The organism is Microbacterium pygmaeum (assembly GCF_900100885.1).
GTDB classification, from domain to species: Bacteria; Actinomycetota; Actinomycetes; order Actinomycetales; family Microbacteriaceae; genus Microbacterium; species Microbacterium pygmaeum.
The window spans coordinates 3,258,452-3,283,358 of record NZ_LT629692.1 but is presented as its reverse complement, the minus strand read 5'-3'; the positions used below and the strand labels follow the sequence as shown (position 1 = coordinate 3,283,358).

21 protein-coding genes are annotated in these 24,907 nt (G+C 68.7%); 13 read left to right on the top strand and 8 right to left on the bottom strand.

The features are described 5' to 3' along the window. Positions 1-64: 64 nt before the first annotated feature. A complete protein-coding gene (locus BLT19_RS15750) occupies positions 65-1,513 on the top strand; it encodes an NAD(P)H-quinone dehydrogenase (protein ID WP_091492217.1) in 1,449 nt (482 codons plus the stop codon). 204 nt (positions 1,514-1,717) lie between these two features. On the opposite strand, the gene BLT19_RS15745 is transcribed toward BLT19_RS15750, so the two are convergent. Continuing rightward, positions 1,718-3,484 (bottom strand): acetyl/propionyl/methylcrotonyl-CoA carboxylase subunit alpha, encoded by a 1,767-nt coding sequence (locus tag BLT19_RS15745; protein ID WP_091492214.1) that lies wholly within the window; start codon positions 3,482-3,484, stop codon positions 1,718-1,720. A gap of 143 nt (positions 3,485-3,627) precedes the next feature. Further along, positions 3,628-4,275 (bottom strand): Maf family protein, encoded by a 648-nt coding sequence (locus BLT19_RS15740; protein WP_091492211.1) that lies wholly within the window; start codon positions 4,273-4,275, stop codon positions 3,628-3,630. Between the two features lie 51 nt (positions 4,276-4,326). On the opposite strand from BLT19_RS15740, the gene BLT19_RS15735 reads away from it, so the two are divergent. Genes BLT19_RS15735 through BLT19_RS15720 form a run of 4 tightly spaced genes read left to right on the top strand, consistent with a single transcriptional unit; the run spans position 4,327 to position 8,722 of the window. Continuing rightward, positions 4,327-5,673, top strand: a complete 1,347-nt coding sequence (locus tag BLT19_RS15735) for a class I SAM-dependent RNA methyltransferase (RefSeq protein ID WP_157681882.1) — start codon at positions 4,327-4,329, stop codon at positions 5,671-5,673. A 46-nt stretch (positions 5,674-5,719) separates the two neighbouring features. Further along, positions 5,720-6,394: a response regulator transcription factor gene (locus BLT19_RS15730; RefSeq protein ID WP_091492209.1), complete on the top strand. Its 675-nt coding sequence runs from the start codon at positions 5,720-5,722 to the stop codon at positions 6,392-6,394. Further along, positions 6,372-7,634 (top strand): sensor histidine kinase, encoded by a 1,263-nt coding sequence (locus tag BLT19_RS15725; RefSeq protein ID WP_172825653.1) that lies wholly within the window; start codon positions 6,372-6,374, stop codon positions 7,632-7,634. The genes BLT19_RS15730 and BLT19_RS15725 overlap by 23 nt, the downstream gene beginning before the upstream one ends. Then, positions 7,631-8,722 carry a hypothetical protein gene (locus tag BLT19_RS15720; protein ID WP_091494195.1) on the top strand — a complete coding sequence of 364 codons (1,092 nt, stop codon included), beginning with the start codon at positions 7,631-7,633 and terminating at the stop codon, positions 8,720-8,722. Before BLT19_RS15725 ends, BLT19_RS15720 begins: the two co-directional genes overlap by 4 nt. A gap of 342 nt (positions 8,723-9,064) precedes the next feature. Here the strand turns inward: BLT19_RS15720 and BLT19_RS15715 are convergent, their stop codons facing one another. The 3 genes from BLT19_RS15715 to BLT19_RS15705 all read right to left on the bottom strand — a co-directional run bounded on the left by BLT19_RS15715 (position 9,065) and on the right by BLT19_RS15705 (position 11,939). Further along, complete coding sequence (locus BLT19_RS15715) at positions 9,065-9,298, bottom strand: acyl-CoA carboxylase subunit epsilon (protein ID WP_091492206.1); 234 nt, start codon at positions 9,296-9,298, stop codon at positions 9,065-9,067. A 10-nt stretch (positions 9,299-9,308) separates the two neighbouring features. Further along, positions 9,309-10,922, bottom strand: a complete 1,614-nt coding sequence (locus BLT19_RS15710) for an acyl-CoA carboxylase subunit beta (RefSeq protein WP_091492203.1) — start codon at positions 10,920-10,922, stop codon at positions 9,309-9,311. A 186-nt stretch (positions 10,923-11,108) separates the two neighbouring features. Further along, positions 11,109-11,939 carry an endonuclease domain-containing protein gene (locus BLT19_RS15705; protein WP_157681881.1) on the bottom strand — a complete coding sequence of 277 codons (831 nt, stop codon included), beginning with the start codon at positions 11,937-11,939 and terminating at the stop codon, positions 11,109-11,111. A 318-nt stretch (positions 11,940-12,257) separates the two neighbouring features. On the opposite strand from BLT19_RS15705, the gene BLT19_RS15700 reads away from it, so the two are divergent. From BLT19_RS15700 to BLT19_RS15670, 7 genes are all read left to right on the top strand, one after another. Further along, entirely contained in the window at positions 12,258-13,052 is a 795-nt protein-coding gene (locus BLT19_RS15700; RefSeq protein ID WP_091492198.1) for a biotin--[acetyl-CoA-carboxylase] ligase, read from the top strand. A 66-nt stretch (positions 13,053-13,118) separates the two neighbouring features. Next, a complete protein-coding gene (locus BLT19_RS15695) occupies positions 13,119-13,694 on the top strand; it encodes a PH domain-containing protein (protein ID WP_091492196.1) in 576 nt (191 codons plus the stop codon). A gap of 72 nt (positions 13,695-13,766) precedes the next feature. Further along, a complete protein-coding gene (locus tag BLT19_RS15690; RefSeq protein ID WP_091492193.1) occupies positions 13,767-14,903 on the top strand; it encodes a 5-(carboxyamino)imidazole ribonucleotide synthase in 1,137 nt (378 codons plus the stop codon). Positions 14,904-15,021: 118 nt separating this feature from the next. After that, entirely contained in the window at positions 15,022-15,489 is a 468-nt protein-coding gene (gene purE, locus BLT19_RS15685) for a 5-(carboxyamino)imidazole ribonucleotide mutase (RefSeq protein ID WP_091494191.1), read from the top strand. Beyond that, entirely contained in the window at positions 15,486-16,964 is a 1,479-nt protein-coding gene (locus BLT19_RS15680) for an LCP family protein (protein ID WP_091492190.1), read from the top strand. The genes purE and BLT19_RS15680 overlap by 4 nt, the downstream gene beginning before the upstream one ends. A 3-nt stretch (positions 16,965-16,967) precedes the next feature. Beyond that, positions 16,968-18,080 carry a glycosyltransferase gene (locus BLT19_RS15675; protein ID WP_091492187.1) on the top strand — a complete coding sequence of 371 codons (1,113 nt, stop codon included), beginning with the start codon at positions 16,968-16,970 and terminating at the stop codon, positions 18,078-18,080. Positions 18,081-18,174: 94 nt separating this feature from the next. Then, positions 18,175-20,343 (top strand): hypothetical protein, encoded by a 2,169-nt coding sequence (locus tag BLT19_RS15670; protein WP_157681880.1) that lies wholly within the window; start codon positions 18,175-18,177, stop codon positions 20,341-20,343. A gap of 21 nt (positions 20,344-20,364) precedes the next feature. Here BLT19_RS15670 and BLT19_RS15665 read toward each other — a convergent pair whose 3' ends face one another. Genes BLT19_RS15665 through rfbB form a run of 3 tightly spaced genes read right to left on the bottom strand, consistent with a single transcriptional unit; the run spans position 20,365 to position 23,935 of the window. Then, the gene (locus tag BLT19_RS15665; RefSeq protein ID WP_091492181.1) at positions 20,365-21,525 is read right to left on the bottom strand and encodes an acyltransferase family protein; all 1,161 of its coding nucleotides are present in this window, start codon (positions 21,523-21,525) and stop codon (positions 20,365-20,367) included. Further along, on the bottom strand, positions 21,522-22,937 hold the full coding sequence (locus tag BLT19_RS15660) for a sugar nucleotide-binding protein (protein ID WP_407939797.1): 1,416 nt from the start codon (positions 22,935-22,937) through the stop codon (positions 21,522-21,524). The genes BLT19_RS15665 and BLT19_RS15660 overlap by 4 nt, the downstream gene beginning before the upstream one ends. Continuing rightward, positions 22,937-23,935, bottom strand: a complete 999-nt coding sequence (rfbB, locus tag BLT19_RS15655) for a dTDP-glucose 4,6-dehydratase (RefSeq protein ID WP_091492176.1) — start codon at positions 23,933-23,935, stop codon at positions 22,937-22,939. Before rfbB ends, BLT19_RS15660 begins: the two co-directional genes overlap by 1 nt. 72 nt (positions 23,936-24,007) lie before the next feature. Here rfbB and rfbA point away from each other — a divergent pair, with 72 nt between their 5' ends. Continuing rightward, a complete protein-coding gene (rfbA, locus tag BLT19_RS15650; RefSeq protein ID WP_091492173.1) occupies positions 24,008-24,892 on the top strand; it encodes a glucose-1-phosphate thymidylyltransferase RfbA in 885 nt (294 codons plus the stop codon). The last annotated feature ends 15 nt before the right edge of the window (positions 24,893-24,907 follow it).

The window sequence follows — 24,907 nt, the reverse complement described above, 5'->3', positions numbered from 1 at the left end:
CCGGGGCCAGACGGCCCCGGATGGACGTGTCGTGTCGGGCCGCGCGTGCTGGGAGGATGGAGGCATGTCCTTGAGCTTCGAGAACACCCAGCGCGTCGCGATCATCGGTGGCGGCCCCGGAGGCTACGAGGCTGCGCTCGCAGCCGCCCAGCTCGGGGCGGAGGTCACCGTCGTCGAGCGCGCCGGCATCGGCGGTTCGGCGGTCATCACCGACGTTGTTCCCTCGAAGACACTGATCGCCACCGCGGACGCCGCCGTGGCGATCTCGCAGGCGGGCGATCTGGGCGTGCAGCTGTTCGCGCGCGGCAAGGACGGCAAACCGCTCAAGCCCGAGATCGCGATCAACATGGCGGCCGTGAACAAGCGGCTGCTCTCGCTCGCGCGGCAGCAGTCGGATGACATGCGCGCCTCGCTCGTCGACGCCGGCGTGCGCATCATCGCCGGTCACGGACGCCTCGACAGCGACAACGCGGTCGTCGTCTCGACCGGACCCGGCGGGACGGACTTCGACCGGGTCGAGGCCGACACGCTGCTGATCTCGGTGGGCGCATCGCCGCGCGAGCTGCCGAGCGCGAAGCCGGACGGGCAGCGGATCCTCACCTGGACCCAGCTCTACGACATGGCGGCGCTGCCTGAGCACCTCATCGTCGTCGGCTCCGGCGTCACCGGCGCCGAGTTCGCCTCGGCGTACATGAACCTCGGCGCCAAGGTGACACTGATCTCCAGCCGCGATCAGGTCCTGCCGGGGGAGGACACGGATGCCGCAGCCGTGCTGGAGAAGGTCTTCAAGCGCGGCGGCATGACGGTGCTCTCCAAGTCGCGCGCCGACAAGGTCGTGCGCGACGGCGACGGTGTCGTGGTCACCCTGTCCGACGGCCGCACCGTCGAGGGCAGCCACTGCCTGCTCGCCGTCGGATCGATCCCGAACACCGCCGGCATGGGGCTGGAGGAGGCGGGCGTGCAGATGACCGAGTCCGGCCACATCCAGGTAAACCGCGTCGCGCGCACCTCCGTGCCGAACATCTACGCAGCGGGCGACTGCACGACGTTCGTTCCGCTGGCCTCCGTCGCCTCGATGCAGGGCCGGACCGCCGTCTTCCACGCCCTCGGCGACGTCGTGATCCCGCTGGAACGACGCCGGATCACCTCGAACATCTTCACCGCTCCCGAGATCGCGACCGTCGGGTGGCAGGAGAAGGACATCACCGACGGGCTCATCAACGGCGTCGTGAAGAAGCTGCCGCTGGCCTCGAACCCCCGCGCGAAGATGATGGGCATCAAGGACGGCTTCGTCAAGCTGATCGCCCGTCAGGGCAGCGGAACCGTGATCGGCGGCGTGATCGTCGGCCCTCGGGCATCCGAGCTGATCTATCCGATCGCGATCGCGGTCGAGCGTCGACTGACCGTCGACCAGGTCTCGCGCGTGTTCGCGGTCTACCCGTCGTTGTCGGGGAGCATCACGGATGCCGCGCGGGCGATGCACGTCGTGGACCACACGGTCTACGGGGCGTAGCGCGGCGAGTGACCCGGGCGGCCACGGGTGTGGGGGCGCTGGGGCGCCGGCGTGAGGCGCGATTCTGCGTTCGGGTCGCCGACCTGACGGGTTTGGGGCGCCGTGCTGCGTTTGGGGCGTGCGAATCACGCCCCAACGGAACAATCGCGCCCCAAACCCCTTGAGGGTTTCGACGCTTCGAGGTTCCGGGTTCCGCCCGGCGGCTCAGCTGATCAGCAGCAGCTGGTGACCCGCGGGGACCGTGGTCCCGGCATCCGCATTGATCGACCCGATGACGCCGTCCTTGTGCGCCTGGATGGGCTGCTCCATCTTCATCGCCTCGAGCACGACCACCAGGTCGCCCTTGACGACGGACTGCCCCTCCTCCACCGCGATCTTGACGATGGTCGCCTGCATCGGAGACTTGACCGCGTCTCCGGATGCTCCGGCCATCGCGGTCGAGGCGTGCGAGCGCCGCGAGGGCGGCACCGCTGCGGGCCTGCCGGCGGACCCCGGTGAGCTCACGATGCGATCGGGCAGGCTCACCTCGAGGCGCTTGCCGCTGACCTCGACGACGACGGTGTGGCGAGCCTCATCGGGGCGCGGGGCCTCCAGTTCGCCGTCCCACGGCGGGATGTCATTGACGAACTCGGTCTCGATCCAGCGCGTGTACGCGCCGAAGACGCCGTCCTCGGCGGTGAAGGCCGGATCGCGCACCACCTTGCGGTGGAACGGGAGGACCGTCGGGAGGCCGGCGACCTCGAACTCGTCCAGGGCGCGACGCGCGCGCTCGAGCGCCTCGGCGCGGTCGCGGCCGGTGACGATGATCTTCCCGAGGAGGGAGTCGAACGCCCCGCTGACCGTATCGCCCGCGGTGACACCCGAATCCAGTCGGATGCCGGGGCCGCCGAACGTCTTGAAGACGTGGATGGGTCCGGGCTGGGGGAGGAATCCGCGACCGGGGTCCTCCCCGTTGACGCGGAACTCGATCGAGTGGCCGACCGGCGCCGGATCGGCGTAGTCGATGAGCCCGCCTTCGGCGATGCGCAGCTGTTCGCGCACGAGATCGATCCCGGTCACCTCTTCGGAGACCGGATGCTCCACCTGCAGGCGCGTGTTGACCTCGAGGAACGAGATCGTGCCGTCGGCGCCGATCAGGAACTCGCACGTCCCGGCGCCGATGTAGCCGACCTCGCGGAGGATCGCCTTGGACGCCTCGTAGAGGGTGCGGTTCTGCTCCTCGCTGAGGAAGGGCGCCGGTGCCTCTTCGACCAGCTTCTGGTGACGACGCTGCAGCGAGCAGTCGCGCGTGGAGATGACCACGACGTTGCCGGCCGAATCGGCCAGGCACTGCGTCTCGACATGGCGCGGCTTGTCGAGGTACTTCTCGACGAAGCACTCGCCCCGGCCGAACGCGCTGACCGCTTCGCGGGTGGCGGACTCGAACAGCTCGGGGATCTCGTCGAACTCGCGGGCGACCTTCAGGCCGCGGCCGCCGCCGCCGTAGGCGGCCTTGATCGCGATCGGCAGGCCGAACTCGCGGGCGAAGGCGACGACCTCGTCGGCGCCGTCGACCGGGCCAGGCGTGCCCGGAGCAAGCGGAGCGCCGACCTTCTCGGCCACGTGACGTGCGGTGACCTTATCGCCGAGGGCTTCGATCGCCTCGGGGGTCGGACCGATCCAGATCAGGCCCGCCTCGATCACTGCGCGCGCGAAGGCGGCGTTTTCGGCGAGGAATCCGTAGCCCGGATGCACGGCGTCGGCGCCGGAGCGGCGGGCGACGGAGAGGATCTTGTCGATCGAGAGGTAGGTGTCGGCGCTGGTGGTGCCCTCCAGCGCGTAGGCCTCGTCGGCGAGGCGCGCGTGCATCGCGTCGCGGTCCTGGTCGGCGTAGACGGCGACCGACAGTTTGCCGGCGTCGCGAGCGGCGCGGATGACTCGTACGGCGATCTCGCCGCGATTGGCGATCAGAACTTTCGCGATATGAGGCATGAGTGCCAGCCTATCGACGGCTCCATCCTCGCCTTTGGGTGCACCGCACAAGAAAGGCCCGGGATCGTGTGGGGGAGTCTACGAGACCTGCCGCGCGACTCGAAGACCCGCCGCGCGGATGCGCGGACGTCCACACACCCGAATCAGGCGCGGTTCCACAGGTCGGTCCAGGCGACGCCCAGTTCGCCGGCCAGGCGACGCACCGTGGACAGCGACATCCCCACCACCGTCGACGGGTCGCCCTCGACCCGGTCGATGAACGCGCCGCCGAGGCTGTCGATCGTGAATGCTCCCGCCACTTCCAGCGGCTCCCCGGATGCCACGTACGCGTCGATCTCCGCGTCCGTCACGTCGGCGGCGAAGCGGACGGATGCCTCGGCCACCGCGAACCGTTCGTCCACGACGCAGCCGGAGCGGACGAGGAACACGCTGTGCCCGGAGTGCAGCACACCCGTGCGGCCGCGCATGTCCCGCCAGCGCGCGATCGCCGCGTCCGGGGTGTGGGGCTTGCCCAGGATCCGGCCGTTCAGTTCGAACATCGAGTCTCCGCCGACGACGAGACCAGCGAAGTCCGGATCGGTCCCGGCGATCCGTTGCGCGACGTCGGCGGCCTTGCGTCGGGCGAGCAGCAGGACATGCTCGTCGGCGCTCAGCGTGCGAGCCTCGACCCGCTCGACCTCGGCGATCACGGCCTCCTCGTCGACGTCCGGCGATCGGGTCACCGGCTCGATGCCGGCCTGGCGCAGCAGCATCAGGCGTGCGGGAGAGGTGGAGGCGAGGCAGACCTGCATGCGCTCCACGCTAGCTGCGGCGGAGCGCCTCGGCTGTGGAATGCTCGCAGGATGGATGCTTCGACACGCTCAGCAACCGGTGGCTCCGGCTCAGCAACCGGGGGCTCCGGTTCAGCGGCACCGGAACCGGGCGCCGAGATCGACCTCGACATCACGACCGTCGCGCACGGCGGCGTCTTCGTCGGCCGTCACGGCGCGCCGGCCGTCGACGGTCGTGGGGGCAGGGTCGTGTTCGTCCCCGTTGCGATCCCCGGCGAGCGGGTGCGGGTGCGCCTGAGCGATGTGGGCAAGACGTCGTTCTGGCGCGGCGAGGTGCTCGAGGTCCTCGACCAGTCTCCGCACCGTCAGCCGCACGTGTGGCGACAGGCGGACGTGGGCGTCGCACCCGAGCGGCGACCCGGAGGCGCGGACTTCGGCCACATCCGCCTCGCGCACCAGCGCGAGCTGAAGCTGCAGGTCCTCGGCGAGGCGCTGCAGCGATTCGGCGGCATCCAGCTGCCCCTGGACATCGCGGCGGCGGGTCCCGATGAGACAGACGACGGCACCGGCTGGCGCACGCGTGTCGGACTGCACGTCGACGCCGACGGCCGGGTCGGTCCGTTCGCGGCCCGCAGCCACACGGTGATCGAGGTCGAGGACTACCCGCTGTCCACGGACGCCGTCGCGCAGGCGAGTCTCCGCGCCGGCGGTGCAGGGCCGGGCCGGATCGATCTCGTACAGGCCGCCGACGGCGGGGTGCGGGTGATCGCGCGCTCCGACTCGGCCAAGACCGCCCCGCCGGAGGCACGCGAAGTGATCCGCGAGCGTGTCGGCGAGCGCGAGTTCCGCGTCGACGCGGGCGGCTTCTGGCAGGTCCACCGCCTCGCCGCGACCGCCCTGGACGCCGCCGTGCGCGGCGCGATCGCCGGCCTCGGCGAGACCGGCACGCCCCTGGATGCCGATGCCTGGCACCTGGACCTCTACGGCGGAGTGGGGCTCTTCGCCGCCGCGATCGCCGATCTCGGCGGGGTCCGGGTCACCACCGTCGAGTCCGATCCGCGAGCCACCGAGCACGCGGGCGAGAACCTCGCCGAATGGGTGGGCGCCCGCGCCGAGACCAGCCGCGTCGACCGCTACCTCACCCGGCTGAACGCCGAAGCCACGCCCCGCGAGCGCGACCGACTCGCCCAGGGGCTGGTCGTGCTGGATCCGCCGCGGGCGGGCGCCGGCGCCGACGTGGTGCGCGGGGTCGCCGCTCTCGGCCCATCGGCGGTCGTCTACGTCGCCTGCGATCCGGTCGCCCTGGCCCGTGACGTGGGCACGTTCCGGGAGGAGGGGTACGAGCTGCGGACGGTACGCGCCCTGGACCTGTTCCCCAACTCGCATCACGTCGAAGCCGTCGCGACCTTCGTCCGATGACCGGATGCCGCATCGGGGCGCGCCCCGCCCGGTTAGGCTGAGCACCATGACACGGGTGGCGCTGATCGATGATCACGAGTCCGTGCGTCTCGGGCTGGAAGCGGCGTGCGCGCGTGCGCGCAAAGACGTCGTCTTCTCCGGGAGCAACGTCGCCGCCTATGTGAACTGGCGCATCGCGAGCAATGCGGCGCCCGCCGACGTCGTCGTGCTGGATCTCACCCTCGGCGACGGCACCACCGTCACTGAGAACGTCCGGCGCATCGTGCTGGATGGCTCCAGCGTGATCATCCACAGCGTCGCCGATCGGCCGGCCGCCGTCCGCGAAGCGCTGTCGGCCGGTGCTGCCGGAGTGGTGAGCAAGGCCTCGCGCATCGACGACGTCATCGTCGCCATCCGCACCGTCGCCAATGGAGAGCCGCTCAACAACGTCGAATGGGCCAGCGCAGTCGAGGGCGACCGCGCCTTCGCCGACGCGCAGCTGTCGGCCCGTGAGCGGGACGTGCTGCGCCTGTACGCCGCGGGACTTCCGCTGAAGGTCGTCGCCGACCGACTCGGCGTCGCCTATTCGACGGCCAAGGAGAACATCACCAGGGTGCGCGTCAAGTACGTCGAGGTGGGCAGACCCGCGCCGACCAAGGTCGACCTGCTGCGCCGCGCGATGGAGGACGGCATCCTCGCCCGCCCGGCGACGGAAGTGGATGCCGGTGGTAACGGCGCCTGAGAGCACGCGGGTCGTCCTCGACCGCGCGTGGGGCCACATCCCCCAGACCGGCGAGACCACCGCCGGACTCGGCTCGTTCACGCGGCTGCGCATCGAGCGCATCATCTCGCTGGTGGTCGGCTCCGGAAGCCTGGTCCTCGGTGCGCAGGCGTTCCTGACCGCGATCGGTCAGGACCAGGAGAACCCCGGCTGGCATCTTCCGCTCATGGTCCTGGTGTTCGCGCCCCTGCTGGCGATGATCATCGCCTGCGGCATCGGCCGTCTCTACGGCATCCTCGCCGGCGTTTTCGCCCTGTCGTACCTGGCGGCGCTGATCCTCTGGCCCTTCGCGACCGCCGGACTGGACGCCGACCCGGCGAGCTCGCCGTGGATCTGGTACCTGGTCTCGGTCGCCACCGTGGCCAGCGTCCTGTCCTTCCCCCTGCCCCTCCAAGTCGCCTGGACGGCTGCGATCCCCGTGATCTACGGCGTGGTCCGGCTGATCCAGGGGGGCTGGGGCAGCGAATTCTGGTTCTCCGTCGCCCTCGAGGTGTCCTTCGCCCTCATCCTCGGCGGGATCGTCGTGACCCTCGGGTGGGTGTTCCGTGCGGCAGCAGCCAACGTCGATGAGACGCGGGCGCGTGCGGTCGACTCGTACGCCCGGGCGGCGGCGGCCGACGCCGCGGAGCAGGAGCGCATCGCCGTGGCCGCGCTCATGCACGACAGCGTGCTGGCCGCGCTGATCGCCGCCGAACGCGCCGATTCGCCCCGCGAGCGGACGCTCGCCGTGGCGATGGCACGCGAGGCGCTCACCCGCCTGGCCAACACCGAGCAGGGTGCCGAGGAGGGCAGCGACGAACCGCGCGAACCCGGTGAGATCGCCGACGAGATCGAGCGCGCGGCTCTCGAGCTCGGCGTCACCGTGATCGTCGAGCGCACGATCGACCCGGAGGCGCCGGCCATTCCGGGCCGGGTCGCCCGCGCGCTGGTGCTCGCGGCCACGCAGGCCATCGCCAACGCGGCCCAGCACGCCGCCGGCGCCGGCCTCGAGGTCAGCGTCCACGGCAGCGTCACGCCGCCGGTACTGAGGATCGCCGTACGCGACGCGGGCGCCGGGTTCGACATCGACCGGGTCCCGCACGATCGCCTCGGCATCCGCGCCTCGATCTTCGCCCGCGTCGCGGCGGTCGGGGGCACGAGTGTGATCGACTCCGACCACGATGGCACGACCGTGCGCCTCGAGTGGACGGCGGCGACGTGAGGATCAGCGTCCGCACCATCCTGGTCGCGCTCGGCGTGGCGTTCACGGTGTACATGGTCGCGCGCGGATTCGCCTGGACGTCGCCGGTGCCGCAGCCGCTGATCGTGGTCGCCGGTATCGTCTTCTACTTCCTGACGACGATGATCTGCATCTTCTGGGAGCCGCGGCGCAGTCCCGACGCGCCCGGCGAGGCCGACGGCGAGCACCCGCACGGCGGCGTCGACGATCTGCTCGCCGTGCGCACCACCGAGCCCGATCGCCTGCCGGTGTGGGCCGGCGTCCTCGCGCTCGCCACCGCCGTCATCGTCCCGAGTGCGATCGCCGTCGCGGTCGGTCCCGAGTCGTGGACCGCCCCGTTCGCGACCTGGTACCTGGGCGGCATCGGCCTGCTGATGCTGGTCGTCGTCGTGCGCCGGCGCCCCTGGGTGGCCTGGAGCGGCATCGCCGCCCTCACGATCGCGTCCATGGTGTGGATGGGCCCGATGAACGCCCTGGCGCTCGGCCTGGTCGGATCCATCGTCTGGGTCGCTGTGGGGCAGCTCACGCTGGTGGCGATGGACCGGGCGGCACGCGACACCGCCGAACTGGCCCAGCTGCAGCGCGCCGCGTCGGTGTGGCAGGCTTCGCAGACCGGGCGGCAGCGCGAGCGGCGCATCCAGGTGCAGCGGGCACTGACGGTCGCAGGCCCCGTGCTCTCGCGAACCGTCGCCAGTGGCGGCATGCTCACGGCGGACGAGAAGCTGCAGGCTCGTCTGGCCGAAGGGCGCCTCCGTGACGAGATGCGCGGTCCGCGTCTGCTGGATGACGATGTCCGCTCGGAACTGGAGCGCGCGCGTCGGCGCGGAGCGACCGTCACCGTGCTCGACGAGGGCGGACTGGAGGGAACCGACGACGAGTCGCTCTCGATCATCCGTCGTGAGCTGGCCGCGACGCTGCGCACCGCCGGCTCGGACCGTCTCTACATCCGTACGTCGCCGCACGATCGGGTCGCGGTCACCGTGGTGGGCAGATCGGGCTCCGAGCCCGGGCTGTCCGAAGAAGACGCCGTGGACCTCTGGCGCGAGATCACCCACCCCGGTACGGACTGACCACCGCGGCACAGCATCCGTTCTCCGGATGCACCGCATCACACGCGTGCTGAGGAGATTTTCGCTCCCCGGCCCGGCGGGGGAGGGTTGCCGGGACCGGGAAGCGAAGAAGATGGAGGCGAGGGGCGGCGAAGCCGCCCGCCCCTCGCCGGCGGACAGTTACCCGAAAACCGTCCGCGTGGCCGAACCTGAGCTCTCCACGAATGGTGAGCAGGACGGCCGAACGCATGAAAGCGTTCCAGCCCTCCAAGTATGAGAGGCCATGAGGGAGGTGTATGTAGGTATTTCGGGGGACACGCATTCAGAAGGATACAATCCTGGAATCGTGGAAACCGGCTCGGATCAGCCGAACCGGCCCCACCCGATGTCGCGGCGGAGAGGCTGTCGGAGCGCACGCTGCGACACCGACCATGCCGAGCGTCCCGATGTCTCATCGACCGTCGCCTGAGCGCTCTCGTCGGCGTACGCCTCGGTGACGACGGCGATCAGCGCGGCGAGTTCCTCCGCAATGGGCGTCCCGCGCTGCACGTCGACGGTGAGGTCGACGGTGTGCTCGTCCGCTGCCCCGCCGCTCATCGCGTCGTGCTCACAGTGGGATGTTCCCGTGCTTCTTCGGCGGCAGGCTGGCCCGCTTGCCGCGCAGCGCCCGCAGGGCCTTCGCGATCGAGACGCGGGTCTGGGCCGGCTCGATGATGCCGTCCAGTTCGCCGCGCTCGGCCGCCAGGAAGGGGGATGCCACGTCGTAGGTGTACTCGTTCGCCAGGCGCGTCCGCACGGCGGCCACGTCTTCGCCGGCCTCTTCGGCCTTCTTGATCTCGCCCCGGTACAGGATGTTCACGGCGCCCTGGCCGCCCATGACCGCGATCTCTGCGGTCGGCCACGCGAGGTTCACGTCGGCCCCGAGCTGTTTGGAGCCCATCACGATGTACGCGCCGCCGTAGGCCTTGCGCAGGATCACCGTGACCAGGGGAACGGTGGCCTCGGCGTAGGCGTACAGGAGCTTGGCGCCGCGGCGGATGACGCCCTCCCATTCCTGGTCCGTGCCGGGCAGGTAGCCCGGCACGTCGACCAGGGTGAGGATCGGCACCGAGAACGCGTCGCAGAACCGCACGAAGCGACTGGCCTTCTCGCCGGCCTGGATGTTCAGCGTTCCGGCCATCTGCGAGGGCTGGTTCGCGATGATGCCGACGGTGCGGCCCTCGACGCGGCCGAACCCGATGACGATGTTCGGCGCGAACAGCGGCTGGACTTCGAGGAAGTCTCCGGCGTCGACGATGTGGGAGATGACCTGATGGATGTCGTAGGGCTGGTTGGGCGAGTCGGGGACAACGGTGTTGAGGAACCGGTCGGCATCGGTGGTCTCGAACTCGAACCCGGTCTCGTACACCGGCAGTTCCGCCATGTTGTTGTCCGGGAGGAATCCGAGCAGCGTCCGGGCGTAGTCGATCGCGTCGTCCTCGTCTTCGGCGAGGTAGTGGGCGACCCCGGAGCGGGTGTTGTGCGTGTACGCGCCGCCGAGCTCCTCCATGCCGACGTCCTCGCCGGTGACGGTCTTGATGACGTCGGGCCCGGTGACGAACATCTGGCTGGTCTTGTCGACCATGATGACGAAGTCGGTGAGCGCGGGAGAGTAGACGGCGCCACCTGCGGCCGGTCCCATGATGATCGAGATCTGCGGGATCACGCCCGAGGCCTGCGTGTTCAGCCGGAAGATCTCGCCGTACTTGCCGAGGGCGACCACACCCTCCTGGATGCGGGCGCCGCCCGAATCGAGGATGCCGATGCACGGCATCCCGCCGCGCAGTGCGAACTCCATGATCTTGATGATCTTCTCGCCGGCCACTTCGCCCAGCGATCCGCCGAAGGTCGAGAAGTCCTGCGAGTACACGGCGACCGTCCGCCCGTGGATCGTGCCGACGCCCGTGACGACCGAGTCGCCGTAGGGCCGCGAGCGATCCATGCCGAACGCGGTGGTGCGGTGACGGACGTACTCGTCGAATTCCACGAAGCTGCCGGGGTCGACCAGCAGCTCGATGCGCTCGCGCGCCGTGCCCTTGCCCTTCGCGTGCTGCTTGTCCTGGGCGGTCTTCTCGGCGTCGAGCACGGCCTCCTGGTAGCGCGCGCGCAGATCGGTGATCTTGCCTGCGGTGGTGGAGAGGTCGGGCTGATCGGTCACGCGTTCCACCTTATCGGCGGGCATCGGGGAACCGTTGGAGGGTTCGCACAACGGCGTGCGGCATCCGCTGTTCTCTTGAGCGGATGTCGGGGCTCATCCGCCCTCGCGACCGCGTATGTCTCATCGTCAGGCGAGGACTTTCCGCCCAGACGAGGAAGCTTTCTGCGCAATTGTCCTCGCCTGGGCCGGGAGTCCTCGTCTCACCGTCCGTCACCTGAGAAGGTGAAGACCCTGCGCGATCGCGGCACGGATCTCGGCCTCCACCCGCGGCCAGGCGAACATGACGTCCTCGTACGAATACCGGAGCACCGTATAGCCCAGCAGTCGCAGAGCCCGGTCGTGCGCGATGTCAGCTCGCCGCTGCCTGCGATCACTGTGGTGTTCGAACCCGTCGATCTGGATGACCAGACGCGATCCGATGAGGCCGTCCACACGGCGCCCGGCCACGACCGCCTGCTGCTGCACGATGATGCCGATCCGGCGCAGTCGGCCGACGTAGTAGGTTTCGAGCCCCGAGTCGGACAGCATCCCGACTTCGACCGCGAGTCGGCGCATCATCGGGCTCTTCCACTGCACAGCGCGCAAATGCTCCACTGTCACGAACCCCTTGCGAACCGCCGACTCCCAGGTTGTGAGGGCATCGGCCGCATCGAGGCATCGCGCGACGTTCGCGAGCACATTCTCCAACGGGTCGATCAGCGTGCGCGGGTCGCAGGCCGTGACGCCGATGGTTCGGTGCACGCGGGCATCCCGGCATCCGGCGCTCGAATGCGGCGGGAGCGAGATGTGCGCGCAGCCATCGGGCTCCGACACCCAGATGCCGAGCGCTCGAGCGGCGGTCACGCAGGTGACTCGGCCACCCGCTGCGGCCGCGATCTTCACCGCACCCTGGGCGTCCGCACGCACGATCCACGTTCGTCGAAAGAGAAGAAGACCTTCGTTTCGGACCGCGGTTCGGATCGCGTCAGGGCTCCACCGGCGCTCCACCAGATCGTGACGGTGGATGTAGCCGTGCGGGTGCAGCAATGGGCCGATGAACATCGACCCAGCATTTCTCCGACGGGCGGGTGAGCGGCCCTGCGGTGAGCGACACGTGGAGTTCGCCGCTGCCGAGCACGCTGGGGAGGAGCGGGCGCCCCGCCTGTGCCGCGTTGCACCGAGGACAATCCGTCGATACGAGGAGCTTCCCCGGCGGAAGGTGCTCGTGCGGGCCGATTCTCCTCGGGTGAGCACGCGAGGGCGCCGCATGTGGCTCCGGTCGGGACGGAAGCGGGAAGGTGAGGGTTGCACGCACGGAGAGCGGATGCCGGTGCTCATCGTGCCTGGAGAACGGGCCGCGCGCCCGCGTAGGGTGAGCGCATGCCGATCCCGATCGAGGGCTATCCTCTCGCCGCCGCCGTTTCTCCGCGCCTGCAGGTGGTGGAGTCCACGGACTCCACCAATGCCGATCTCGTCCGCTCCGTCGAGGGCGCTCCCGAGGCGTGGCCGCACCTGTCCGTGCTGCTCACCACGGATCAGCGAGCGGGTCGGGGCCGGCTCGATCGCAGCTGGACGACGCCGCCCGGTACCGCGCTCGCCGTCTCGACGGTCATCGACGCGCAGGCCGTGCCGCCGGCCTCGCGCGGGTGGATCCCTCTGGTTGCGGGTGTCGCGATGACCCGCGCCGTGCTCGAGCAGCTGCGCGGCTCGGGCCACAGCGCGACGCTGAAGTGGCCGAACGACGTGCTGCTGGACGGCGCGAAGCTCTGCGGGATCTTGGCGGAGGTCGTGCCGGGGCATCCGGACCTGGTCGTCGTGGGCGCCGGCGTGAACACCCGCATGACCCGCGCCGACCTGCCGATCGAGACGGCCACCTCCTTCGCCGCGGTGGGCCGCGACGTCGATGACGACCGCCTCCTGGCCGACTACCTCCGCGCGCTCGACGAGCAGGTGCGTGCGCTCGGCGGGGCAGGAGGGGATGCCGCGGCCGCCGGCATCGTCGGCGAGATCGAGGCCCTCTGCTCCACGCTCGGAAGCGACGTCGTCGTCTCATTGCCCGACGGCCGCAGGCTCGAGGGTCGCGCGCAGCGCATCGATCCGGATGGCCGGCTCGTCGTGGTGGCCGGGGACGGCGAGACCGCGGTGTCGGCCGGCGACGTCGTGCACGTCCGCTGAGTCGCGCAGCGTCACACACGGGGTGTCCACGCCTGTCCTGTCGGCCGGGACCCTCACAATGGAGGCATGACCCAGCCGACGACGTACGGGGGCAGGCCGCAGATGCCGGCTCCCGGAGCGCCGACGCCCGAGCTGCGCGTGGCTCGCTTCCGGGCGCATGCCCGTCGATTGAGCTGGTCGGTGCTGGTGCTGGTCGCGGTGGCTGCCGCCGTCGGATTCTTCTACGGGAATCTGCCCGCGCCGTTCGAGAACTGGATGCTGCTGACCGCCGCGGGCGTGTTGGTGCTGTTCCTCGTGGTGCTGCCCTACGCGGCGTGGTGGGCGCATGTCTATACGATCACCACTCGGCGCGTCATCGAGCGGTCAGGCCTGTTCGCTCCCCGCCGCCAGGAGCTCGGTCACATGCGCGGCTACACGATCCAGATGCGCCGCGGGATCCTCCAGCGGATGTGGGGTGCGGGGACACTGGTGCTCTCGGACGGCATCGACCAGCCCATGCGGCTGACCAACATCCCGCGCGCCGCGCTCGTGCACGAAGTGCTCGTGGACCAGGTCGAGGTCAACCAGATCCTCGCCCATCGTGATGCGCAGTCGTTCCCCGGCGCACCGCCGGAGGGTCCGCCGGCTCTGCCCGCGAGCTGAGCCATCCGCTTCGGGCCGATCCTGCCGACGCGGGTGCGCGAAGATGGGAGGACGGCCACAGAAGGAGCGAGCATGGTGTTGCGTGTCGGAGTCGTCGGCGGAGGACAGCTGGCGCGGATGATGATCGCGCCGGCGACGGAGATCGGCGTCGAGATCCGCGTGCTCGCCGAAGACGAGGGGATGTCCGCGGCGCTGGCCGCCACCGCCGTCGGCGACTACCACGATGCCGAGACCGTCCTGGCGTTCGCGCGCGACGTCGATGTCATCACGTTCGACCACGAGCACGTGCCCCAGGATGTGCTCCGCGCGCTCGTCGGTGCAGGGATCGCCGTGCACCCCGGGCCTGATGCGCTGCTGTTCGCGCAGGACAAGCTGCAGATGCGGGCTCGGCTGCAGGAGCTCGGGATGCCGCAGCCGGAGTGGGCGGCCGTCAGCGACGTCACGGAGCTGCAGGACTTCATCGACGCGCACGGCGGCCGCGCCGTTGTGAAGACCCCGCGCGGGGGATACGACGGCAAGGGCGTCCGCGTGGTGTCCTCCGGTGTCGAAGCAGAGGACTGGTTCTCCTCGCTCGCCGAAGACGCCCGCGGCGGCGCCCTCCTGGCCGAAGAGCTCGTGGACTTCTCGCGCGAGCTCGCGCAGCAGGTCGCGCGCCGGCCGTCCGGCGAGGTGCGGGCGTATCCGGTCGTGGAGACCGTGCAGCGCGACGGCGTCTGCGCCGAGGTGATCGCGCCGGCACCGCACACCGGTGACCGATTGCAGACCGTCGCCGCGCAGATCGGCGTCGGCATCGCCGAGGGGCTGGGCGTGACCGGGATGCTCGCCGTCGAGCTGTTCGAGACGACCGATGAACGCGTCTTGGTGAACGAACTCGCCATGCGGCCGCACAACAGCGGTCATTGGAGTCAGGACGGCGCGGTCACGAGCCAGTTCGAGCAGCACCTGCGGGCGGTGCTGGACCTCCCGCTCGGCGACGCCGAGCCGACCGCGCCATGGTCGGTGATGATCAACATCCTCGGCGGACCCGCCGAGGGCGGTCTCGACGAGCGGTTCGCGAACGCCATGGCGCAGCATCCGTCCGCGAAGATCCACACGTACGGCAAGGCTCCGCGGCCCGGCCGGAAGGTCGGTCACGTGAACGTCGTGGGTGAGGATCTCGACGAGGTCGCCTACCAGGCGCGTGCCGCGGCGGGGCTGTTCGGCGGCTGACCCGCGCGTGCCGTTGCGGGGTTCTTCCAGACTCCCGGCCTAGCCTGGACGGGTGACTGTGCCCGCCTCGAGTTCTGTGCCGCTGCACTCCTCCGACGAGCCGGTGGTCGGCGTCGTCATGGGCTCCGATTCGGACTGGCGGGTGCTCAGCGACGCCTCGCAGGTGCTCACCGATTTCGGCGTCCCGCACGAGGTCGAGGTCGTCTCGGCACACCGCACACCCGACAAGCTCCTTCGCTACGGCCGTGAAGCGCGCGGCCGCGGCCTGCGTGCGATCATCGCAGGCGCCGGGGGTGCGGCCCACCTGCCCGGCATGCTCGCCTCGCTCACCGGCCTCCCGGTCATCGGCGTCCCGGTGCAGCTGGCCACGCTCGACGGACTCGACTCGCTGCTGAGCATCGTCCAGATGCCCGCAGGAATCCCCGTGGCCACCGTCTCGATCAACGGCGCCAAGAACGCCGGCCTGCTCGCCGTGCGCATCCTCGGGGCAGCCGATCCGCAGCTCGCCGCACAGCTCGACGACTTCGCGAAGGACCTCGAATCGCAGGTCGAGGAGAAGAACCGCCGTCTGAAGGACTCCCTGTGAGCGTCGCGAGTCCGCCGCGTTCGGCGCCGGCGCGATCGACCCCCCGAGGGGTCGTCGAAGACCGCCCGATGCGCTACCCGGACACCTCCTCGCGTGCGGTCATGACCAGGCGCGGCTGGTGGCTGGTCCTGCTCAACTTCCTCATCCCCGGTTCGGCGCAGGCCGTGGCCGGCAGCCGCCGACTCGCCCGCGTCGGGCTCGGTGCGACACTCGTGATGTGGGCGCTCGTCGTGCTCGGCATCCTGGTCGCCCTCCTCTGGCCCACGGCCGCGTTCTCGCTGGTGACCGGCGCCTGGCTGCCCGACTGGCTGGCTCTGCTGCGGCCGGTCCCGCTCCTGCTGATCCAGGGACTCCTGCTGGCGTACGCCGTCCTGTGGATCGTGCTCACCATCGACACGCTGCGCCTGATCCGCCTGGTCAGAACCGGCGGAGGCGCGCGCTTCGGCATCGCGGCCGCCGCCGTCGCGCTCCTCGTCGTCGCCAGCGGAACCGCGGCGTACGCCGCCAACGTCGCAGGATCGGCTCGGAGCACGCTCGGCGACATCTTCGTCGCGACGGGACCGGCGATCCCCCCGTCGGACGGGTACTACAACATCCTGCTGCTCGGCGCCGACAGCGGCGAGGGCCGAGACTCGATGCGGTTCGACAGCATCTCGGTCGTGTCGGTCAACGCCGAGACCGGCGCGACGACCATCACCGGCATCCCTCGCGACATGCCCAACTTCCCCTTCGCGCCGGGTCCCATGCAGGACCGGTATCCCAACGGCCACGAGGGCTACGCCGATGACACGTGCGGGTGGGGGAGCGGCGTCAACCAGCTGCGCACCGAGGTCGAGGTCTGCCAGGACGGCAATCTGCTCTATCCCGACGCCGTCGCCAACAGCTCGGAGCCGGGCATCGAGGCGACCAAGGACGCCGCAGAAGGCATTCTCGGCATCGACATCCCGTACTACGTCTTCGTCGACATGCACGGCTTCGCCTCGCTCATCGATGCGCTCGGTGGCGTGGACATCACCGTCGCGGAGCGGCTGCCCAAGGGCGGCGGGCCGCAGTACGACGGCCAACCCGCCGAGGAATGGGCGATCGGCTGGATCGAGGCCGGGCCCCAGCACATGGACGGCGACACCGCCCAGTGGTACGCCCGCTCGCGGTACACCACCAGCGATTTCGACCGCATGGAGCGCCAGCGCCAGCTGCAGCAGGCGATCCTCGCGCAGTTCACACCGCAGACCGTGCTGACCAGGTTCCAGGATGTCGCGTCGGCCGGTGCCGACCTCATCCAGACCGATCTGCCGCAGTCGCTGCTGCCGTATCTGGCCGACCTCGCGCTCAAGGCCAAGGAGCAGCCGGTGACGACCATCGAGCTGACGCCGGCAAACGGCATCGACGAGTGGGAGCCGGACTACGCCTACATCCAGCAGCTCGTGAACACCACGCTGCATCCGCCCACACCGACGCCCACCCCGGAAGGCTGAGCCATGACGGCTACGCTGCGGGTGATGCTCGATCAGCTCGTCGCACCGAGCGAGCCCGATCTGGCCGAGGCGACGAGGGAACTGACCAGAGGCCTCATCGCCGCCACCCCGGCCGGTTGCGAGGTCGAGGGCATCGCGCCTGCCGGGCCCGCGGATCGCTCGCCGGAGGTCCCGGGCCTGGCGGGACTCCGGCGCACTGCGCTGGCCCGTCGTGAGCTGGCCGCTGCGCTGCAGCTCGGCGTGGCCACAGGAATCGGCGGCGGGATGATCCACTCGCCGACCCTGCTCGCTCCGCTCGTCCGCCATGACCGGGTGCACGATCACGACCAGACCGTCGTCACGGTCTGGGACCTGAGCCCCTGGGAGTCGCCCGGCGAATGGCCGAAGTCGGTGGTCGCGTGGCACAAGGCGATGCTTAAGCGCGCCGCCAAACACGCGGATGCCGTCGTCGTCCCCACGCACTCGCTCGCCGTGCGTCTCGGGGAGATCGCGCCGCGCCTCGGCGAGCGGATCCGCGTGATCGCCGGAGCGGCGCCGTCAGGCCTGACCATCCCGTCCGACGAGGTCGGCCGCCGTCGTCATCTCGACCTTCCCGAGGGATACGTGCTGCTGGCAGGGCGGACCGCGCCCACCGACGGCCTCGCGGTCGGCTTGTCGGCCGTGGCGCGCTCGGGGGTCGACCTACCGGTCGTGGTCATCGACGCAGGCGAGGGAGAAGAGCCGGCCATCGCAGATCTGGCCGCGGCTGCGGGAGTGCCGGAGCGGATGCTGCACGTGCGCGGCACGCTCGACATCGCCGATCGCGCGGCAGTGTTCGGGGGCGCGGTCACATTCGTGGCGCCGGCGCAGCGGATGTCGTTCCCCTGGCGGGTGCTGGACGCGCTGGCGCTGGGCGTGCCTGTGGTAGCGGCTTCGTCGCGCGTTCACGATGAGGTGATCGTCGACGGCGGGATGCTGGTGAACGGTGATCCAGAGGGTCTGGCGGCGGCTCTCGACGAGGCGCTCGGATCGGCTGCCGGCGTCGAGCGACTCGGCGTTCTCGCCGCCGATCGTGGACGGGCCTTCTCGTGGCGTGAGGCCGGCGACCGGATCTGGCAGCTGCACGCGGAGTTGTGAAGCCCGCGTTGGATCTTCCTGCGTGATCCCGATGACGGGCGTGTCGCAGCCGGATCTCCTTCGATTCACACACCACATCGGCAACACTGGTCACATGATGGCCGCCCCCACGTTCGGTGTACGAACGCGCCGTGCGCGCTTCATCGTCCTCTCTGCAGTGTTCGCCCTCGTTCTCGGGCTGATCAGCGCCACCCCTACGGCGACCCCTCCGGCGGATGCCGCGACTGGCGCGGTTGCTGCGGGTGTGGGGGACCAGATCAAGACGGCCGACCTGTCCCAGTTCCAGGCGGGCAACATCATGTCCGACGCAGTGTTCTTCAACAGCGGCACGATGAGCGCGGCGCAGATCCAGTCGTTCCTCGAGGCCCGCGTTCCGCGCTGCGATGCGGGCTACACCTGCCTGAAGGACTGGTACGACACCTCGCGGACGGTTGCAGCCGACGCCATGTGCGGGGCCTACTCCGGCGGAGTGCGCGAGCGGGCGTCGACCATCATCTACAAGGTGGCCCAAGCCTGCGGCATCAACCCGCAGGTCATCCTCGCCACGCTCGAGAAGGAGCAGGGCCTGGTCACCCACGTGTGGCCGAGCGACTGGCGCTATGAACGCGCGATGGGGCAGGGGTGCCCCGACACGGCCGAGTGCGATACCCGTTACTTGGGCTTCTTCAACCAGGTCTACGGGGCTGCCTGGCAGTTCAAGCGCTACGCGAACCCGGCAGGCACCAGCCAGTACTTCACTTGGTACGCCCCAGGTCAGACGTGGAACGTGCGCTACCACCCGGACGCCTCATGCGGCTCGTCGCCGGTGTACATCCAGAACCAGGCGACCGCGAACCTGTACTACTACACGCCGTATCAGCCGAACGGTGCGTCGCTGCGTGCCGGGTACGGCGAGGGCGACGGCTGTTCGAGTTACGGCAACCGGAACTTCTATCAGCGGTTCACCGACTGGTTCGGCTCCACGCAGGTTCCCGCGAACGCGAACAATCCATTCGGCAATATCGAAGTGGTCCGCGCCGCGCCCGGTGAGTTCGAAGTCGGCGGGTGGGTCATCGATCCTGACACGTCCGCGCCGATTTCGGTCCACGTCTACGTCGGAGCGCAGGGGACCGCAGTCGGGGCTGAGATCGAGCGGCCTGATGTCGCGGCGGCGTATCCGAAATCGGGGAGTAAGCACGGCTTCTCGGCCAAGGTGCCCGCGATCGGCAGCGGTCCAACGGATGTTTGCATCTATGCGATCAATTCGGGTCCGGGAGCCAACGTCCTCCTCGGGTGCCGGACGATAGCCGGGATGAGCGGCTCGCCGTTCGGCTACCTGGAATCGGTGACTCCTAGCGCGACTGGTCTGGCGGTTTCGGGCTGGGCGATCGATCCTGACTCCGTCTCTCCGACGGCGGTGCATGTCTATGTCGATGGAACCGGAGTGGCGGTTCTGGCGGATGGAGCCCGTCCCGACCTGCAGCCTCACTACCCCCAATACGGGACCGCCCATGGTTTCAGTACGACTGTGACCGCCGGACCGGGAGCGCACACCGTGTGTGCGTATGCGATCAATATCGCCGCCGGAGGGAACGTGCAGTTGGGATGTTCAGAGGTGGTCGTTCCCAGCTCAACCGATCTTGCTCGTCCGCCGATCGGCAACTTCGAGGCGCTGAGCGTCACGGGCAGCACTGCGACGGCGGCGGGGTGGGCCATCGATCCGGATACGACAGCTTCGATCCCGGTCCATATCTACGTCGGTGCGACGGGGGGAGCATACACGGCGGACAAAGATCGCCCAGATGTCGCTCGCGCCTATCCCGCCAGCGGGGCTGCCCACGGATTCGCCGAACAATTGACGCTGCCCGTGGGCAGAAGTGAAATTTGCGTATATGCCATCAACACGGGCGCGGGTGGCCACACGCTGCTCGGCTGCCGGACCGCGAACGTGGTCGCGCCGGCATCCGACCCGGGCCGCGCACCGATCGGGAACTTCGAGGGCGTGGCAGCCGGCCCGGGCGGTGCGTCCGTCACCGGCTGGGCGCTAGATCCAGATACCGCTGACCCCATCTCGATCCACATCTACGTCGACCAGTCCAGCGCGGCGTACACGGCGGACGACGGCCGAGCGGATGTCGCCGGCGCGTACGGGCTCGGCGACCGGCACGGCTTCAATGAGTTCGTGGCGATGTCTCCGGGTTCCCACCAGGTGTGCGTGTACGCGATCAACAATGCAGCCGGCGGGCATGTGCTGCTCGGATGCCGCACCGCGCTGGTTCCCTAGCCGCGGCGACCGCTCCACCGTTCAACGTCCGATTGCGGGATCCGTGTCACGGCGCCTGCGGTCGGCCAAGCGCCTCGCCACCAGCCGCGCGAGCCGGTGAGTGGCCCGTTCGACGATCAGATAGAAGACCCATCCGGCCGCCAGCGACAGCGGGATGCCGACGACCGGCGCGATCCAGGACATGTCGCCCGGTGCGATGACAGCGAGCGTCACCAGGATCGGCTCGTGAACGAGATATAGGCTGAACGAGATCATGCCGGCCGCGCGGAGTGCGCGGGAGGTGAGCAGTCGTTGAGCGCGCGGAAGGCAGACTGCGACGAGGACGAGGAGCACGGCGCCGAGGGCGACCGCGACACTGCCTGCTGGCTTGACCGCGGGCGAAAGGATCGAGCCCGGCCACCACTGGAATATCAGCAGCAGGACAGCGCCGGCCGCGATCGCGAGCTGAGCGAGCAGACTCCCGCCCGACTGATCGAAGCGAGCCGAGACGGAACGAAGTCGGTCGAGGTTGACGGCGATGAGTGCGCCGAGACCGAAGAAGGGGAGGAAGCGCAGCGCGGTGACGCCTGTCGTCTCCCCGATCAGGATGAGGGCGAGCATGATGCCGCCGATGATCTGCCACTGCCGACGGCCCAATCGGAGCGCGAGCCACAGGTAGAGGGGCAGTAGCAGGGAGAACAGCACCTCCCACTGCAGGGACCAGAGCGGACTGTTGAGCCACGTGGTGCCGTTCAAAAGGAACGCATTCTTCGCAGCGTTCGCGAGCGTGGGCGCCTCATTGTGCATCTGGATCCATGGGCTGTCTGCGGAATCGGTCCTCCTCGGCCATACCCGGGCGAGCAGAAGCGCGAACCCGACGGCGAAGACCACCGGCAGATACAGACGGATAAGGCGACTCGGGTAGTACGCGCGCCACGGCAGAGCTCTGCCTCGCACGGCAGGCAGGGTCAGCACGACGCCGCTCAACACGAAGAACACCAACACCGCCTCGGGCCCGGCCCAGACCGCGTGCAGCGGCGTGAATGCAAAGGCTGCGACGTAGGCGGGGAATGGTTCCGCCCAGTAGACAGCTGCGAAACCGGACATCGTCAACAGCGCATGGTGCAGGAGTACGACCAGCGCGGCGGCGCCGCGCAGACCATCGAGACTCGATATCCGCGATCCTGTCGCGGGCGTGCTCACGTCGGCGTACTCACATAGCGCGCCAGCTCATCCAACGCTGGAACAGTCACAAACCCGGTGGCGGTGATCTTCGCGAGATCCAGCACGCTGTTGGCAGGGCGCGGTGCGACCGGCCCGGACGCGGCGCCGAAGTAGTCAGCTGTGGAAACGCCGCGGACACGCGAGGGGTCATGCGAGCTGAGCCGGAAGACCTCCCTTGCGACCTCGGCCCAGGATGTCGCTGGTCCCGCGCCTGTGAGGTTGTACGTCCCGTATGGCGACCGCGATTCGAGCAGATGACGGATTCCTCGGGCGATGCTCTCCGTGAAAGTGAGCCGCCCGATCTGGTCGTCAACGACGTTCGGATTCACCCCGCGCTGGGCGAGGGACGCCATCGTACGAACGAAATTCGTCCCATCTCCGATGACCCATGACGTCCGCACGACGTAGTGTCTGGAAACCGAAGCGACGATGGCATCGGCCGCTGCCTTGGTCTGCCCATACACCCCCAGGGGTGAAAAAACGTCGTCCTCGCGATAGGGACGGTCCAGGGCGCCGTCGAAGACGTAATCGCTGGAGACGTGGACAAGCACGATGCCGTGCTCGGAACAAATCCTGGCGAGCGCTGATACGGCTAGCACGTTGGACGCCCATGCATCGGGCCGGCCGGCCGGAGTCTCGGCCAGATCCACTGCGGTGTACGCCGCCGCGTTGATGACGGCGCCATAGTCCCGCCACCGACGTTTCGAAGCGAGATCGTCTGCGGTCAGATCGAAGTCTTCTCGTGTCGCGTACTCGATCGCGGCAGACTCGCCCCACTCGGCGCGCAGCGCGCGTCCCAACTGGCCGGCGGCGCCCAATACCAGCGTCTTGCGGGGTGGCATCGGCTCGACATCGGAAAGGCGAGGGTGCGCGAGGTCCTTCGGTGATATCTCCACGGAGTCCAGAGATATGGGCCAGTCGATCGCCGCCGTCTCATCCGCCAGATTCAGAAATGTGTACGTCGCTTCGGGGGACCAGTGGTCGTTGACCAGGTATGTGTAAGCCGTGTCGGGATCGAGGGTCTGATAGGAGTTGCCAACCCCGCGCGGAACGAAGATCGCGCGCGACGGATCGATCTCCGCGGTGAAGACCCTGCCGAACGTGGCGCCCTCCCGCAGATCGACCCACGCGCCGAAGATTCGGCCGGTCGCGACCGACACCCATTTGTCCCAGGGTTCGGCGTGGATGCCACGCGTCGTGCCCACGGCGTCGTTGAATGACACATTGTTCTGCACAGGTCCGAAGTCCGGCAATCCTGCGGCCGTCATCTTGTCCCGCTGCCAGTTCTCTTTGAACCAGCCACGGCTGTCGCCGTGCACCGGCAACTCCCAAAGAACCAATCCCGGGATCGCAGTCTCGGTGAGAGCCAGGGGCTTGCCGAAGTCCGTCACTACTGGCCTTTCGACGCGTAGAACGCTTCGACGCCGTCTTTGGCCGGAGCCCACCATGGCTCGTTGTCGCGATACCAGCGGATCGTATCTGCCAGGCCCGCCTCGAAGTCCCGGAAGCGCGGGCTCCAGCCGAGCTCGTTGCGCAGTCTCGCGGAATCGATCGCATAGCGCAGATCGTGCCCGGCCCTGTCCGTGACGAGGTCGTAGGAATCAGGTCGAAGTCCGAACTGCTCGAGTATCAGCTCGACGACGGTCCGATTATTCTTCTCCCCGTCTGCGCCGATCAGGTACGTCTCGCCTATCCGGCCCTTCTCCAGAATCGTGAGAACCGCGGAGGAGTGATCGTCGGCGTGGATCCAGTCGCGAACGTTCTCCCCCGTGCCGTAGAGCTTCGGACGAATGCCTCGGATGACGTTCGTGATCTGCCTGGGGATGAATTTCTCGACGTGCTGAAAGGGACCGTAGTTGTTTGAGCAGTTCGAGATCGTCGCCTGCACGCCGAACGAGCGGACCCACGCCCGGACGAGCAGGTCGCTGCCTGCCTTAGTCGAGGAGTACGGGCTTGAAGGGTTGTAAGGAGTATCTTCGGTGAACCGCTGAGGGTCGTCGAGTTCGAGGTCGCCGTACACTTCATCCGTCGAGATGTGGTGAAGTCGCGTCCCGTGCTTGCGCGCCGCCTCGAGAAGAGTGAAGGTCCCCAGGACGTTGGTGTCCAAGAATGGTCGCGGATCATTCAGTGAATTGTCGTTATGTGACTCAGCGGCGTAATGGACCACCGCGTCGGCATCGGCGAACAGACGGTCGACGAGTTCTGCGTCCACGATGTCGCCCTGCACGAAATCGACGCGTTCTGGAGGCAGTCCATCGAGAGATGCGCGGTTTCCTGCGTATGTGAGCTTGTCCAAGACCGTGATGTGGTCGTCGGTGTTCTGCACGACATGATGGACGAAGTTGGAGCCGATGAAGCCGGCACCTCCGGTGACGACAAGTCTGCGCATCGCTCCAGAATAGTGGTCGGCGAGGGCCGCTCCAATTTGTCGCTTCCGACGGCATGCCCGAGACTGAGGGCTATGCGCGGCATCATTCTGGCGGGGGGCACCGGTTCCCGGTTGCATCCGATCACCCTCGGGATCTCGAAGCAGTTGGTGCCGGTTTATGACAAGCCGATGATCTACTACCCACTGTCGACGCTGATTCTTGCCGGCATCCGCGACATTCTGATCATCACAACGCCTCAGGACTCGTCGCAGTTCCAGAGACTACTGGGCGACGGATCGCGATTCGGAATTTCGCTGACGTATAGGTCGCAGCCCTCGCCCGACGGCCTCGCTCAGGCATTCATTCTGGGCGAGGAGCACATCGGGTCGGATTCGGTGGCACTCGTCCTCGGTGACAACATCTTCTACGGTCAGGGCATGGGCACCCGCCTGCGCCGGTACACCCAACTCCAGGGCGGCGTCGTCTTCGGCTATTGGGTGGACGATCCGACGGCGTACGGCGTCGTCGAATTCGACCCCGAAGGCAGGGTCGTCTCACTGGAGGAGAAGCCCACCGCACCGAAGAGCAATTACGCGGTGCCCGGGCTGTACTTCTATGACAACGACGTGATCGATATCGCCAAGAACCTGCGTCCCTCTCCGCGAGGCGAGTTGGAGATCACTGACGTGAATCGCGAGTACCTCTCGCGTGGCGCGCTCCAAGTGGAGCTTCTTCCGCGGGGCACCGCATGGCTGGACACCGGAACCTTCGACTCGTTGAGCGAGGCCACCGACTTCATCCGAACGGTGGAGAAGCGACAGGGACTCTCCATCGGCTGTCCCGAAGAAGTGGCGTGGAGGATGGGGTTCCTCAGCGACGAGGAGCTGCGCGAGCGAGCCGAACCGCTCGTCAAGAGCGGTTACGGCGCCTACCTCCTCAAAGCGCTCGCCCAGGGATCGCACACTCCCGCGCTCTAGAATCGACCCAGCCGC